The sequence below is a fragment of the Allopontixanthobacter confluentis genome, from assembly GCF_009827615.1.
GTDB classification, from domain to species: Bacteria; Pseudomonadota; Alphaproteobacteria; order Sphingomonadales; family Sphingomonadaceae; genus Allopontixanthobacter; species Allopontixanthobacter confluentis.
Genome location: NZ_WTYU01000001.1, coordinates 1,137,053 through 1,151,024, shown reverse-complemented (window position 1 = coordinate 1,151,024; position 13,972 = coordinate 1,137,053). Strand labels below are relative to the sequence as shown.

The window sequence follows — 13,972 nt, the reverse complement described above, 5'->3', positions numbered from 1 at the left end:
TTTTGACGTGGAGGCAACTTACCTCTAGGCGGGCGGGCCCTGCACCCCATATGGGCAAACGCAGCATTCAGCCTGTCATTCGCACAGGCATCAAACAGACTTCAGGATAAAAATCATGGCCGAGCGGCCCTATATCGTCGGAAATTGGAAAATGAACGGCACGCGTGCGATGCTGTCCGAAGCGCGCGCCATTGACCGTGCTTCGCAACGCTTGATGAAAGTGGAAGTTGCGCTGGCCCCGCCGTTCACTCTCATTCACGCCACCCACAAGGAAGTGGAACAGATCGGCGTGGGCGCGCAGGATTGTCATGCCGGCGAAGAAGGCGCGCATACGGGCGATATTTCTGCCGGAATGGTGCTGGATGCCGGCGCGAAATTCGTGATTCTCGGGCATAGCGAACGCCGCCAGGATCATGGCGAGAGCAATGATATTGTCCGCCAGAAGGTCGAGGCGGCATTGGCAGTCGGCCTGCGCATCATTCTGTGCTGCGGCGAATCGGCAGCAACGCGCGATGCAGGCACGGCCGAAGATTTTGTCACCGCGCAGTTGCGGGCATCCCTGCCGCAAAGCGTGGCCAGCCATTTTGAAGCCAGCCCCGAAACGCTGACCGTCGCTTATGAGCCGATCTGGGCCATTGGCACCGGGCGGACCCCCACCGTAGCCGATGTCAGCGCGATGCACCGCGCCATCCGCGCGACGCTGGTGGATCTGTATGGCGCTGAACATGGCGCAAATGTGCGCATTCTCTACGGCGGTTCGGTCAAACCGGACAATGCGACCGAATTGCTGAGCGCCGATGAAGTAGGCGGCGCATTGGTGGGCGGCGCCAGCCTATCGGCTGAAAACTTCCTCGGCATCGTAATGGCAGCTGTGGATTTGCCGGAGTAATTTGCAGCAGTAACTGGCCGGTCGATTGCCGCGCCGCTTGCTCTTGCAGGCTTGCGGCCTTACATGCGCGCCCAAGCAAACAGAGAAAACGATCCCATGTCCCTTTTCCTATTCCTTACCGTTGTTCAGGCAATTGTTGCCGCAGCTCTGGTCGGTGTCATTCTGATGCAGCGTTCCGAAGGCGGGGGCCTTGGCATGGGCGGCAGTCCCAGCGGGTTGATGAGCGCACGCGGGGCATCGGATTTTCTCACCCGGGCAACCAAATGGCTGGCAATCGCTTTTGTGGTTCTGTCCATTGCGATGGCGGCAGTGGCAGTGGAAACCACTTCTGGTGATGCCATTACCTCGACATTGGATCGCAGCGTTGCAGCTGAACCTGATCCGCTGGCAGGCCAGGCTGGTGAAAACCCTGCACCTGCAGGCGCGGCAGTTCCGGCTGCGCCCGCTCCGGCTGCAACTGTTCCTGCCAATGACCCGCTTTCAGGCGCAACCGAGTAAGCTGATTTTCGACAGAACTGTGGATTGCGGCATAGTGCCGGTGCAATTCGCTTGCCCCGACTCCATTTAGAACCTTAAGGCCCAACTCCCATGGCGCGGTTTATTTTTATCACCGGCGGCGTGGTCTCCTCGCTCGGCAAAGGTCTCATGGCAGCAAGCCTCGCGGCATTGTTGCAGGCGAGGGGCTATAAAGTCCGGATTCGCAAGTTCGATCCCTATCTCAATGTCGATCCCGGCACGATGAGCCCGTATCAGCATGGCGAAGTCTATGTCACTGATGACGGGGCGGAAACCGACCTTGATCTGGGCCATTACGAACGTTTTACCGGCGTTTCTGCGAAACAGTCCGACAATGTAACCAGCGGGCGCATCTATCAGCAGATTATCGCCCGCGAACGCCGCGGCGATTATCTTGGCGCGACCGTGCAGGTCATTCCCCACGTGACCGATGCCATCAAGCAATTCGCGCTGGCCGAAACAGAGGGTCTTGATTTTGTGCTGTGCGAAATCGGCGGCACCGTGGGTGACATTGAATCGCTGCCCTTCATGGAAGCCATTCGCCAGTTACGCAACGAGCTCGAGCCGCTCCAGACGCTGAGCGTGCATGTCACGCTGGTGCCTTACATTGCCGCAGCTGGTGAATTGAAAACCAAGCCGACGCAGCATTCGGTTCGTGAACTGGCAGGGCTGGGGATCAAGCCCGATATACTACTGTGCCGCAGCGAACATCCCATTCCTGACGGCGAGCGGCGCAAGATTGCCCAATTCTGCAACGTGCGTGCAGAAGCGGTGATCCCGGCGCTAGATGCGCCCTCCATCTATTCTGTTCCGCTACAATATCACCGCGAAGGGCTGGATACGCAGGTTCTGCGCAGTTTCGGCATTACCGATGCGGCTGACCCTGATCTGTCCCGCTGGGAAGATGTGACCGACCGGTATTTCCATCCCGAAGGGGAAGTGACAGTCGGTGTGGTCGGCAAATATGTCGGTTTGCAGGATGCCTATAAATCGCTGAATGAAGCGCTTGTGCATGGCGGCATGGCCAACCGGGTCAAAGTCAACATTCGCTGGATTGACGCGGAAGTGTTCGAACAGGATGATGGCGACATCACGTCCCAGCTTGAACCGCTCCACGCCATTCTGGTGCCGGGCGGTTTTGGTGAACGCGGTTCGGAAGGCAAGATTGCCAGCGTGCGATTCGCGCGTGAACGCGGCGTTCCGTTCTTCGGCATTTGCCTCGGGATGCAGATGGCCTGCATCGAAGGCGCGCGCGCGGCGGGCCACACAGCCGCATCATCTACCGAATTTGGCCAGACGGACGAACCTGTGGTGGGCATTATTACCGAATGGATGACCGAGGAAGGATTGCAGCAGCGCGAAGCAGGCGGCGATCTTGGCGGCACCATGCGGCTGGGAGCATATCCGGCGAAACTGGCCGGCAACAGCCATGTCAGCGCAGTATATCACGGCGCCACGGAAATTTCGGAGCGCCATCGCCACCGGTATGAAGTAAATGTGGCGTACCGCGAAGCATTGGAAAAAGATGGGTTGGTATTCTCGGGCATGTCGCCCGACGGCCTGCTTCCTGAAATTGTCGAGCGGCCGGACCATCCCTGGTTTGTCGGAGTGCAGTTCCATCCCGAACTGAAATCGCGTCCGTTTGAACCCCACCCACTGTTTGACGGCTTTATTGCCGCCGCAGTGCGCCAATCGCGACTCGTTTAATCAGCGCCCGGCTGTGGTGCGACTGATCCTGCAAACGTCGCGCTGAAGCCCCAGCCGCATTCGACTGTTCAAAATGAACCTTTAAAAAGGTTTCCGCATAATTTTCGTGCGTGTATGATTTTAGATCACTAAGATTATACGTACTTTATCTTTTGATAAGTTTAGCGCATGGGTGACTAGTGCCGGTGTATGAAAAACAACAATTGATTTTCGTGTTCTGGCATCCAACCTGTCAGATGGCGGGTGTAGTATAGAGATTTAAGGCTTGTCCCGGGATTCATCGTCTTCTGCGACCCGGACGGTAAATCCCGGACAAGGCAGTGCCTCGGCGCTGCGGGGGCGGACTTTCGGGTTCGCCCCTTTGCATTCATGCTCGCAAATCGCGTGTTTCCCAAAGGGCGCGATACCAAATGGCGTCCCGCCTTTTTCCAAAAGCAGGACGCCGTGGTTAGTCGGCAGGTTAGCTACGCTGCTATGGATTAAGCGGCGCTCGCTTCTTTGTCGGGCTTGTGGTTCTTGACGATTTCCAGCGTAGATTGACCGTTCACGGCAATCTTTTTCGGCTTCATCGCTTCGGGCACTTCGCGGACCAGGTCGATTGCCAACAGGCCATCTTCCAGCCGCGCATTTTCCACGCGGACAAAATCCGCCAGTTCAAACCGGCGTTCAAAGCCGCGATTGGCAATGCCCAGATGCAGCATTTCCCCTTCGCTATCGCTTTCATCGCGTTTCCGCCCTTGCACCACCAGCAGGTTTTGCTGTGCAGTCAGGTCCAGATCTTCAGGCTTGAAGCCGGCTACTGCCAGCGTGATCCGGTAATTATCCTCGCCCTGTTTGTGGATGTTGAAGGGCGGATAATTGTCGCCGCCACTGGTGCGTGCCTGGCTTTCGAGCAAGTCGAACAGCCGGTCAAAACCGACGGTAGAGCGGCGATATGGTGTAAAATCAAAACGTGACATCGAAACAAATCCTCACTTGAGCAATTTGAACAAGGCACAGCCTGCAAAATTGTGGCGCTGTGCCTGACGATGCATCATACCCGTTGCGGCGCATGATGCTATCGGTCAGATAGGAATTGACCGGCGCTATTCAAGATTTCCCAGTCTTGTGAACCGCGCCACATTTACAATTTTCGGCCCCCGACCAAGGAAGCACCATGACCACCCCTACAATCGACATCTACACCAAATTCGGCTGCGGTTTTTGTGTTCGGGCCAAGCATCTGCTCGACAGCAAGAATGTCGAATATAACGAATATGACATCACCATGGGCGGCCCCCGGCGCGAAGAGATGATGTCCCGCGCGCCCAATGCCCGCACAGTCCCGCAAATCTTCGTCGGCGATACCCATGTTGGCGGTTCTGACGAACTCGCCGCGTTGGAACGGTCAGGCAAGCTCGACCTTTTGCTGGCAGCATAGCAAATGCCGCGCGTTGCCCTCCTGCAAATGACGACCGGAATTGACCCTGCGGCCAATGCACAGGCTATCGTTGCCGCTGCGCAGGATGCGGCGGCGGGCGGTGCAGCAATGCTGTTCACTCCTGAAATGAGCGGTTTGCTGGACCGTAACCGAGACCGGGCCGCCGCGCAGATAACATCCGAGGCACAGGATGATACGCTGGCGGCAGTCAAGGCGGCAGCAAAGGCATCAGGCATCTGGATCGCCGTGGGGTCACTGGCAGTAAGGCGGGATGATGGCCGGTTGGCCAATCGTTCGCTGCTGTTAACCGATCAGGGCGAAATTGCCGCGCGCTATGACAAGATCCATATGTTCGATGTCAATCTGGACACTGGCGAGAGCTGGCGCGAATCAAGCGCTTATGCACCCGGACAGGAAGTGGTCACCGCGCAAACACCGCTGGGCCGCCTTGGTTTGACAATCTGTTACGATGTCCGCTTCCCGGCATTATACGATGAACTTGGCCGCCAGAAATGCGATTGTATCGCCATTCCTGCTGCATTCACCGTCCCGACCGGAAAGGCGCATTGGCATATCATGCAGCGCGCCCGCGCAATCGAAGCCAGCGCATTCGTGATTGCCGCCGCCCAGACAGGCACGCATGAAGATGGCCGGCAGACCTATGGTCACAGTCTGGTCATCGACCCGTGGGGCGACATCCTGCTGGATATGGGGGAAAGCCGCGGATTAGGCTTTGCCGAAATTGACCTTGCGCGGATTGAGGACGTTCGCCGCCAACTGCCAAGCCTTGCGAATAAGCAGGCGATCACGGGTTTGGACCAAACATGATTGTGTTCGACCTGTCATGCAGTGCCGGCCACCGCTTCGAAGGCTGGTTCGGATCGTCAGGCGACTATGCCCGGCAATATGAGCGCGGCCTTCTGGTCTGCCCGCAATGTGGCTGCGCCAGCATAGAAAAAGCACCCATGGCGCCTGCTGTTCCGGCCAAATCCAATCGCGCCGCCCGGAAGGGTGGAGCTCCAACCAATGCCCTTTCGCCATCATCACCTCTGGCCAATGGCCCGCTTCCAGCCGAAGTTGTCAAAGCCATGGAAACCCTCGCTAAAGCGCAGGCCAAGGCGCTGAAGGACAGCACCTGGGTGGGCGATAGCTTCGCCGAAAAATCGCGGGCGATGCATTATGGCGAAGAAGACAGCCAGACGATTCACGGACAGGCTACTGCAGCGCAGGCAAAAGACCTGGCGGAAGAGGGCATCACCATCGCCCCGCTGCCATTCCCGGTTGCTCCACCTGAAGACCTGAACTGAAAAGAGACCGGCGCAAATTCTCTCCCGACCGCCAATTCCCACAGGCAATTGTCAGAATCTCAAATCCTGCTAATCGACACAACTTGTCCGGTTGTCTATCCGGACACCCGCGGCATGTGCCGCATCTGCGCCCGTAGCTCAGTCGGATAGAGCATCAGATTCCTAATCTGGGGGCCACAGGTTCGAATCCTGTCGGGCGCACCAATAGCGAAAATCCGCAGATTTATGGGATTTTCGGGTTCACCTGGCAGGAAACTGATGGGCTCCGAATGACAGCTTTGGGGCTGGTTTCTGACTATCAATTCACTGGGCCGCGGTCTTCGGACATGTCGCTTACTTCCAAGTTTCCTGACAGCCGAATTAAGTGCAGGGTGAAAATTACCTGCAGAAGTCTACTGCAAATGCCATTGCGATTACAGTTGTTAAGATAGCGCGTTTGCGCGAGTGTGATGCCATGTCGCTCTCACTACGAGGTCTGTTGATCGCTTTCCCGATCGTAGCGTTCATAATTGGGGGCATGGCGTTTTTTACTTACAGATCGACTATCGCGGAGTTCAGGGCCGATGCTGCGTCGGAACTTGTCGTCTCAAACGATGCGGTTGCAGATAAGCTTGGTCAGGACCTCAGTCTCGTAGCGCAAACCCAGCGCAAAGCCGCAACGTTGATGGCGCAGCGGCTACGCGCCGAGGAGACAACTCCTTTCGGGACTGTTTTCACCCAAGCTGCTAACGGAGCCTACCACTCTCGCGCGCAATTGTGGGACGGGACCGAATTGCCTGGCTCGATGATGTTGCGCGGGTTCGGCGGCTTTGTCGCGCCTCGGCTCTCGAGCGAGCGACGCGAAACTGTGATGGCGGCATTCGACACGCTCAAGGCAATGTCCAGCGGGTTGCCGAGCGACATGGAGAGCCTTTATTTCTTTTCGCCTTCCAACGACTTGCTGATTTACGCTCCGACCCGTGAGGATCAGCTTGGCTTCTACCGTCAGGCGCCGGCCGACTTCGATTTCCAGGATGCTGAATTCAGCACCATCACCTCGCCTCGGGAGAACCCGGAGGGCGAAATGCGCTGCACCAGCCTCCAGCAGCCAATCTATGACACAACTGGCCGGAATTGGACAACCGGTTGCATGCTGCCCTTTCGAGTGGATGGCAAGCATCTGGGGGCGTGGGGCATAAGCATTCCGCTCGGCAATCTCACCCAGCGCCTTCAAGCCCCGCTCAACGGGGCAACGACTGTCATAGCCAGTAGCGATGGCAAGTTGATCCATCATTCTGCCCTGGCCAAGGGCACAGTGCGCGGGCTCGCCGCCAATATCGACCTTTCCGCATCTAGCGATCCGATGCTGCGCGGCCTCGTCCCCTATCTGAAACGCAAGACCGAACAACCTGTCGAATATTCGCGAACGCTGGGGGCCTATGTTGCAGCCCAGCGGCTGGAAGCGCCCGACTGGATAGTCTTTACGATCCTTCCGGAAGAAGCACTGGGCGACCGCGCTTGGGCGATTGCCCAGCGCGTTATCCTCGTGGCCCTCCCGGGTGCGCTGCTCATCGGGCTCATTCTGACTGTGGTTTTCCATCGGACCATAGCCAAGCGGATCTCCAGGCTCGCGGTTCGGACCAACCGCATTGCCGAAATCGGCGACCCGAAGGGAGTTGAAAGCCAAGGCGATGAGATTCACCAGCTCGAACGCGCATTCGACAAGATGGAGGACCGCCTCGAGCAAGCCCGTTCGCGAGAAAGCCGCTCCTTCGATGCGCTGGTCGATGCGGCCAAAAACTACGCGATGATTCTGTTTGATCGCGACGGCGTTCTCGTCAGATCGAACGAGGGAGCAGTCAGCCTCTTTGGGCAAGGTGCGATCGAGCACCTTGCGCCCGAATTCATTGCCGCAGAGAGCGGGCTTCATGATGGCAGGCGGCGCTCGGAAATGCGAATGCGCGAGCGGGTTCTCGATGACGGTACTTCGGCATGGCTGGAGGAAACATTTATCCCGCTTGTCGATGAAACCGGCGAGACTTTTGGCGCAGCTTATATCGCGCATGACCTCACCAGCTTGCGCAATTCTCAGCGCGAGGCAGAGAACTCTCTGCTCTATCTAGAGATGGCACAATCTAGCGCCCACGCGGGCCATTTCGCACTTGATCCAACGACCATGGTAGTTACGATTTCGCCTTGGTTGCGAGACCGGCTTGGCCTTCAGGAGGCAACTTTGCATCTGTCGGCGATACCGGCGCTAATCGAAGAGGAATGCCGCGAAGCGGCGATGGCCGACATTGCGCAAGCGATAAAGAGGGCATCAGATTTCTCGTTCGAGACGATCGCGGTCGGCGCCGACGGGAAATCTTTTCCCGCCCTTCTTCGCGGCACCACCGTTTTCGCTGACGGCGTCGATGGCGGCGAACCGGAGCTCATCGGCTATTACGGGATCCTGCAGGACATTTCAGAGCAGAAGGCAAGTGCTCAGGCCCTCGTCAGTGCATTTGAAGAAGCCAAGGCCGAAGCACGCGCGCGCAGCGAAATCCTTGCAGTCATCTCGCACGAAATCCGCACACCGATTTCGGGTATCCTAGGCCTCATCGACCAGATCCGCCGGGAGAGGTCCGATGCTGAGCGCACCAGGGCACTGACCCTGATCGAGGAATCGTCCAGCGTGCTTCTGGAAACACTCGATGCGACGTTGAACCGCTCCAGGAACGAGCAGGATCGCCTCGAGGAAGAGGAAATCAAATTCGTCCCGGCGGCGCTGGTCGAACGTGTTGCCGGGCTGTTCCGCCCGCTGGCGAGAAGAAAGGGCCTGTCGATCAACCTGGAGCTCGGTTCGCACGAGGCCGCCATCGGAAAGCCGGGGCGCATCCAGCAGATCATGGCCAATTTCGTTTCCAATGCAGTCAAGTTTACCTCTGCCGGCCGGATCACGCTGGCCTGCACCGGCCCTGAGGGCGATGGCGCAATATGGACCTTCTCGGTTACGGATACAGGCGGCGGGATCAGCCCGGAGCGCATGAAGGCAATTTTCGAGCCATTTTCCGGCAGCGCGCCCGATACGCTGGGCCGCAGTTCCGGTAGCGGGCTTGGGCTTTCGATAACCCGTCAGCTGGCGACCGATCTAGGAGGGACGGTCGAGGCCGAGGCGGCGGCGGCGGGCGGCACGAGGATGATTTTCAAGGTCCCTCTCGCGCCGGCTGCGCCCGAAACCGAACGCGAAGCGGCGCGGGGCACTATCCGCGTTGATCTCAGGCAGGCGTCGCTCGCCGTGCGGGCAGAAGCAATCGCCGAAGGCTGCGGCTTTGCAATCGCCGATCCAGAGGAGCCCGCGGCGGATGTCATGCTTAGCGACGATCACGAGGCTTTGGCGTCGACCGCGTCTGCCTTGCGAATCCTGGTAAGCGAGAAAGAGCCCCAGGCAGCCCGGAAAGGTTTCATCCGCATGGCGCCTGATGAACTTGCCACCCGTCTTGCAGCAATTCTGGGCGACTATGGGGATGACTGACCTGAAGGACCTGCCACCCGCGCAGAGAGCAGAAATCCTTGCCGCCCGTCTGGAGCGCAGCGAACGCGCTCTGCGCGAGGCCGAAACCGCGCTTGAGAAGCGCATGAAGGAGCTCTTCAAGGCAAACCAGGATCTGGGGCTGCGCGAAAAGGAGCTTGCGCAGAAGCTGGAGATCGAAAGTTCATTGCTGCTGGGCGCTCTTTCTACTGTCCTGATGGCGTCGATCTACGGCGAGCGCGAACGCGGTTTTTCCGTCTCGGACAGCGCCGCTACGATACTGGGTTTGCCGGAGGGCGAAGAAGCTACGCTGGAAAGTCTGATGGCCAGCCTGCACGCTCTTGACCGCGAAAGGATGATGCGCGAAGGCATGCTGTTCTTCCGCAAGATGGAGCCCGGCGTCGCCCATCGCTTTGGGCACCGGATAGTGCGACAGGATACCGGTGAAACACGCTGGCTCGACTGGTCGATCAGGCGGGAATCGCACAGTGAAACCCGCCCGGGATATCTCCTTGCCACAGTGCGTGATGTGACCGAGGAGCGCCGCAATGAACGGCAGGTCCGAGCGCTTCAGTTGCGGGCCGAGCGGCGGCTTGCCGAATTGTCGCGGTTGCAAAGCGAGCTTTCAACTGCAAAGGGCCGGGTCGAGGGTGCCCTCGCCGATCGCAATCGGTTCATATCCGAAATGGCCCATGCGATCCGTACACCGCTGGCGGCACTCTCGGGCGCGCTTGAACTGCTCAGGCGCGATGTCGGAGGGCAAGCCGGAGACGATCTGGCAGTCGCACGGGCGGCATCCGAACAGCTGGGCGAAGTGGCCTCCAGGCTTATCGAGGAAGCCGCTCAGGACGAGGCGGATCTTCCCGCTTTGGCCCAGCGGGTCACTTCGATTGAAAAACCTCTAGCCGGTGCGCTCATGCCGGAGCGGCCCAAGGTACTCGTGGCCGAAGACACGGAAAGCAATCGCTACGTGATGGAGCGCCTTCTGGCGGAACTGGGTTGCGACGTGACCTGTGTGCAAAACGGCGCTGCCGCGGTCGAGGCCGTGCGGCGGGTGGGCTTCGATCTCGTCCTGATGGATGTCATGATGCCGATCATGAACGGCGAACAGGCCACGCAGACCATACGAGGTCTTGCCGGCCCCGCATCGCGTACGCCCATCATCGGGGTGACCGCCCATAGCCTGCAATCCGAGCGCGAACGCCTGCTGTCGGCCGGGATGACGGCCTGTCTTGCGAAACCGGTCCGACGGGAGGCGTTGGAAACAGCGATCCAGACAGCCTTGATATCAAGCCGCGATGTGGGGCTGGATGCGGCGCGTTTCGATCACGACTTGTTCCGGAGAGCATTTCTCGACCTGCCCAAGGCCTATCGCGAGCGCATGCGCCAGGCTGCGAAAACCGACATCTCGAACTATGCTGCCGATGTCCTCACCGCCGTAGATACCGACGATGAGGAGGCACTTTCCATGGCCTCCCACTCGCTAATCGGCGTGTCTCTCAACGTCGGTGCCATCGGCATCGTCGAGGAGCTGGCCCACTACCGCGAAATCAGACCGTCAGGCGACGCGTCGATCGAAGTCTTCCGCAAGGCGGTCGCTTCCTGCCTCCTTGCCATCGATGACCTCTACACCGCGCTGGTGGAAGGGGCTCAGTAAGCCCCTCGACCGCCGATCACGGCCGGGACTGTAAGAGCCATCAGCTTGAGGTCGGTCATCAGCGACTGGCGGCGCAAATAGGCGCGGTCCATGATTGCCTGCCGGTGGAAGGGGATCTCTGCACGCCCCTTCACCTGCCAGCTGCAGGTAATACCGGGCTTGCCCGAAAGCCGTTCCCATTGACGCCCGCGGTATTGTGCGACTTCGGCCGGAAGGGCGGGGCGCGGGCCGACGATGGACATCGATCCCCCCAGCACGTTGAATAGCTGGGGCAGCTCGTCGATCGAAAGGCGTCGGATCAGCTTGCCGACCAGCGTGATGCGCGGATCGTCCTGCATCTTGAAGCAGGGCCCGGCGCGGTCGGACCGCGACAGCAAGGCTTCGCGCCGGGCTTCGGCATCGGTGTACATCGAGCGAAACTTGATCATCGAGAATGTGCGCCCGTTCGCGCCGATCCGCTTCTGACGGAAGAATACGGGGCCGTTATCTTCCAGCCTGATTGCTAGCGCAGTGGCCATGAACAAGGGAAGCAAAGCGACAAGGGCAAGCGTTGCTGCGACCACGTCCAGCGCGCGCTTTGCGGCGCGGCCTGCAATTCGCTCCATTCCAGTGACGCGCGCGGCCTCAAAGGCGGCGAGGGCAAGGAATATCGCATTGCCGACCAGATATCGACCAGCCATCCGGCGCGGCTCCATCGCGAAGCGCCACGCCCATTCGCAGCGGGTGGCACGGATGGGGGCAGGAGCGCGCGGAATTCGGCCTGAGTAATAATCGAACAATCCGCCAACGCCCAGCACTACAGGAGCATCCAGCCGATGACGATTGCGCGCGATCCATTTCTCCTGAAGCGGTACGCCAAACCCTACGAAAAGAATGGCGGCGCCCGAACGGTTGATACGTTCAACCAGGGCATCTTCGTCCTGCTTGTCGAAGTAGCCGTCCTGCGTTCCACGAATGCGGAGCGAGGGATACTGCCCGCAAGCCCAAGCCGCCGCGGCATCGGCCACGCCCGGCAGTCCGCCAAGCAGGAACAGGCTGGCACCCTGGGTTGCTGCGCGTCTGCAGATAAGGGGGAAGAGATCGGTACCGTTGAGGTTTTCCGGCTTTTCAAGGCCGGACATCCGCGCTGCGATTTCTATGCCGAAACCGTCGGGCAACAGGAAGTCGGTTTGTCCCAGTGCGCGCCGATAGGAACGGCTCTTGCGGGCGACGTTGACACAGTGTGCGTTGATGAAATTCACGGTGGTCTTCCGCCCGTGAACCGCCCTTCCAACAATGTGCGATGCAGCTACTTCAGGCGACGCGCTCGACAGCGAGAGACCAAAGATCTTGATTTCGCTGAACGAAATTTCCCTATCTACTTCGGACATCGGGAATATGACGGGATAGGCAGCAGTTCGAAGCGCTGTTTCAGGCATGTGTTTCATTTGAGCGGTCCTCCAGTTGGATTTCCACTGAGCAGGGCAAACGCCATGCCAAACGCAGCAAATTGATGATTTGACTAACTTTTTTTGCGGCGCCCGAGATCCTGCTTGGTCTCGCTCCATCACTTTTTGCAATTTGCAATGGTTGATCGACGCATATTGCGTACTCCGTGCCGCAAGCTGCGAAATGCTCGAACCGACAGGGGGCGCGAACCCCGGATTTGCGTGGTTACGAGATTTGGCACGGTCCTTGAATTGATCTCGGCGAACGCAACCCGAGGTATAGATGACCGCTTTTCAACACCATATTTCCGCCATCCAGGCCGCACCGCTCGTGCGGGGCCTGATGGTGTTCGGCTCGGCCGAGGCGGCTACGCGTGTCGTGCGCCTCGGGGCGCTGCTGATCGTCGCGCGACGCGTCACGCCCGAAATCTTTGGTGCGGCAGCGCTCGCGCTTAGTCTCTTCGAGCTCGTCCGTGTCCTTGCAAATGTGGGCATCGGGCAGCGCCTGATTCTCGCCACACGCGAGGAACTGCCAGCTCTCTGCCGCATGGCGCACAGCCTTTTCTGGATGACTTGCGTCGGCGTAGCGGCGATCCAGTTCGCCGTTGCCGGGGTGCTTTACGCTATCTTCGATCTTGGCGAGGCCGCCGCGATGCTTGCCGTGCTGTCGCTCGTCTATTTCGCCATGCCCCCGGGCCTGGTGCATATCTTCCTCGCCATGCGTGAAAACCGCATGGCGATTGTAGCCCGCATCACCGCGACGCAGAATATGGCGGACAGCCTGCTCACCGTGGCGCTCGTGATCGTATGGCCCAGCGCATGGGCGATCGTCCTGCCGAAACTCCTCGCGGCCCCGATCTGGACGATCATGGCCCGCACAAGCTCTACCTGGCGGCTCGATGCGGCCATGCCGAAAGCCTCCATCCGGGAATTTTCCGTGTTCGGCCCTTCGATTCTTGGCACGGAAATGCTGGGCGCAGCCCGCCTGCACGGCGACAAGTTGGTGATCGGCGCGATGCTCGGCACAGAAGCGCTTGGCATCTACTATTTCGCCTTCAACGTCGGGCTCGGCATTACACAGAGCTTCGTGGCCGCCTGCAACCTGGTGATCTTCCCGCATCTCGCCAGGGCGAAGGCCAGACATGCCCTCCGCGAGCTGCGCAAGGCCTTCGCCACCGGCCTTTCAATGCTTGCGCCGGTTGTCGCGGCACAGGCCCTGCTTGCGCCCTTCTATGTCCCGCTCGTCTTCGGCGACTACTGGGTCGCGGCAACGCCCTACATCGTTATGCTCTCCTGCGCTGCTCTACCGCTTTACGCCGGCTCCATTGTCGGCGCCGCCTATCGCGCCTCGGGCAGGCCGCAGGCCGAAACCCTCATCACTGCCCTTGCCAGCGCTGCCGCTCTCGGTGGTCTCGCAGTCGGTGCAAGCACCGGTCTCGCCTGGGCGTGCTTCGGCTACGGAGCGGGGCTTGCCGCCATCTTCATCCCTGCTGCCCTTGCGAGCCTTTCCGGTCGCTCGCCCAATCTCCGCCTCATCGCCAGCTCGAAAGGATTCTGAA

General features: G+C 59.4%; 11 protein-coding genes and 1 tRNA gene. 10 read left to right on the top strand and 2 right to left on the bottom strand.

Annotated features, from left to right (window positions below):
- Nucleotides 1-115: 115 nt before the first annotated feature.
- The 3 genes from tpiA (at nt 116) to GRI44_RS05440 (ending at nt 3,112) form a co-directional block, all read left to right on the top strand.
- On the top strand, nt 116-889 hold the full coding sequence (gene tpiA, locus GRI44_RS05450) for a triose-phosphate isomerase (RefSeq protein WP_160600383.1): 774 nt from the start codon (nt 116-118) through the stop codon (nt 887-889).
- Between the two features lie 96 nt (nt 890-985).
- Nucleotides 986-1,387, top strand: coding sequence for a preprotein translocase subunit SecG (secG, locus tag GRI44_RS05445; RefSeq protein ID WP_160600382.1), 402 nt, complete (start codon nt 986-988; stop codon nt 1,385-1,387).
- 90 nt (nt 1,388-1,477) lie between these two features.
- A complete protein-coding gene (locus tag GRI44_RS05440; RefSeq protein ID WP_160600381.1) occupies nt 1,478-3,112 on the top strand; it encodes a CTP synthase in 1,635 nt (544 codons plus the stop codon).
- Between the two features lie 479 nt (nt 3,113-3,591).
- Here GRI44_RS05440 and GRI44_RS05435 read toward each other — a convergent pair whose 3' ends face one another.
- On the bottom strand, nt 3,592-4,071 hold the full coding sequence (locus GRI44_RS05435; RefSeq protein ID WP_160600380.1) for an Hsp20 family protein: 480 nt from the start codon (nt 4,069-4,071) through the stop codon (nt 3,592-3,594).
- A 197-nt stretch (nt 4,072-4,268) separates the two neighbouring features.
- On the opposite strand from GRI44_RS05435, the gene grxC reads away from it, so the two are divergent.
- The 6 genes from grxC (at nt 4,269) to GRI44_RS05405 (ending at nt 10,986) form a co-directional block, all read left to right on the top strand.
- Nucleotides 4,269-4,532 (top strand): glutaredoxin 3, encoded by a 264-nt coding sequence (gene grxC, locus GRI44_RS05430; protein ID WP_160600379.1) that lies wholly within the window; start codon nt 4,269-4,271, stop codon nt 4,530-4,532.
- Nucleotides 4,533-4,535: 3 nt separating this feature from the next.
- Nucleotides 4,536-5,360 carry a carbon-nitrogen hydrolase family protein gene (locus GRI44_RS05425; RefSeq protein ID WP_160600378.1) on the top strand — a complete coding sequence of 275 codons (825 nt, stop codon included), beginning with the start codon at nt 4,536-4,538 and terminating at the stop codon, nt 5,358-5,360.
- Nucleotides 5,357-5,839: a DUF1178 family protein gene (locus tag GRI44_RS05420; RefSeq protein ID WP_160600377.1), complete on the top strand. Its 483-nt coding sequence runs from the start codon at nt 5,357-5,359 to the stop codon at nt 5,837-5,839. The genes GRI44_RS05425 and GRI44_RS05420 overlap by 4 nt, the downstream gene beginning before the upstream one ends.
- 127 nt (nt 5,840-5,966) lie before the next feature.
- Nucleotides 5,967-6,043 (top strand) — tRNA-Arg (locus tag GRI44_RS05415).
- Between the two features lie 313 nt (nt 6,044-6,356).
- Nucleotides 6,357-9,332, top strand: coding sequence for an ATP-binding protein (locus tag GRI44_RS05410; RefSeq protein ID WP_160600376.1), 2,976 nt, complete (start codon nt 6,357-6,359; stop codon nt 9,330-9,332).
- Nucleotides 9,325-10,986, top strand: coding sequence for a hybrid sensor histidine kinase/response regulator (locus GRI44_RS05405; RefSeq protein WP_160600375.1), 1,662 nt, complete (start codon nt 9,325-9,327; stop codon nt 10,984-10,986). Before GRI44_RS05410 ends, GRI44_RS05405 begins: the two co-directional genes overlap by 8 nt.
- Here GRI44_RS05405 and GRI44_RS05400 read toward each other — a convergent pair.
- A complete protein-coding gene (locus tag GRI44_RS05400; protein ID WP_332872384.1) occupies nt 10,980-12,536 on the bottom strand; it encodes a WecB/TagA/CpsF family glycosyltransferase in 1,557 nt (518 codons plus the stop codon). The genes GRI44_RS05405 and GRI44_RS05400 overlap by 7 nt on opposite strands.
- A 160-nt stretch (nt 12,537-12,696) precedes the next feature.
- Between GRI44_RS05400 and GRI44_RS05395 the strand changes: the two genes are divergently transcribed.
- Complete coding sequence (locus GRI44_RS05395) at nt 12,697-13,971, top strand: oligosaccharide flippase family protein (protein WP_160600374.1); 1,275 nt, start codon at nt 12,697-12,699, stop codon at nt 13,969-13,971.
- Nucleotide 13,972 lies beyond the last annotated feature (1 nt).

Coding starts and splice junctions, on each gene's coding strand:
- tpiA (WP_160600383.1), top strand. CDS start 116: ATGGCCGAGCGGCCCTATATCGTCGGAAATTGGAAAATGAACGGCACG.
- secG (WP_160600382.1), top strand. CDS start 986: ATGTCCCTTTTCCTATTCCTTACCGTTGTTCAGGCAATTGTTGCCGCA.
- GRI44_RS05440 (WP_160600381.1), top strand. CDS start 1,478: ATGGCGCGGTTTATTTTTATCACCGGCGGCGTGGTCTCCTCGCTCGGC.
- GRI44_RS05435 (WP_160600380.1), bottom strand. CDS start 4,071: ATGTCACGTTTTGATTTTACACCATATCGCCGCTCTACCGTCGGTTTT.
- grxC (WP_160600379.1), top strand. CDS start 4,269: ATGACCACCCCTACAATCGACATCTACACCAAATTCGGCTGCGGTTTT.
- GRI44_RS05425 (WP_160600378.1), top strand. CDS start 4,536: ATGCCGCGCGTTGCCCTCCTGCAAATGACGACCGGAATTGACCCTGCG.
- GRI44_RS05420 (WP_160600377.1), top strand. CDS start 5,357: ATGATTGTGTTCGACCTGTCATGCAGTGCCGGCCACCGCTTCGAAGGC.
- GRI44_RS05410 (WP_160600376.1), top strand. CDS start 6,357: ATGGCGTTTTTTACTTACAGATCGACTATCGCGGAGTTCAGGGCCGAT.
- GRI44_RS05405 (WP_160600375.1), top strand. CDS start 9,325: ATGACTGACCTGAAGGACCTGCCACCCGCGCAGAGAGCAGAAATCCTT.
- GRI44_RS05395 (WP_160600374.1), top strand. CDS start 12,697: ATGACCGCTTTTCAACACCATATTTCCGCCATCCAGGCCGCACCGCTC.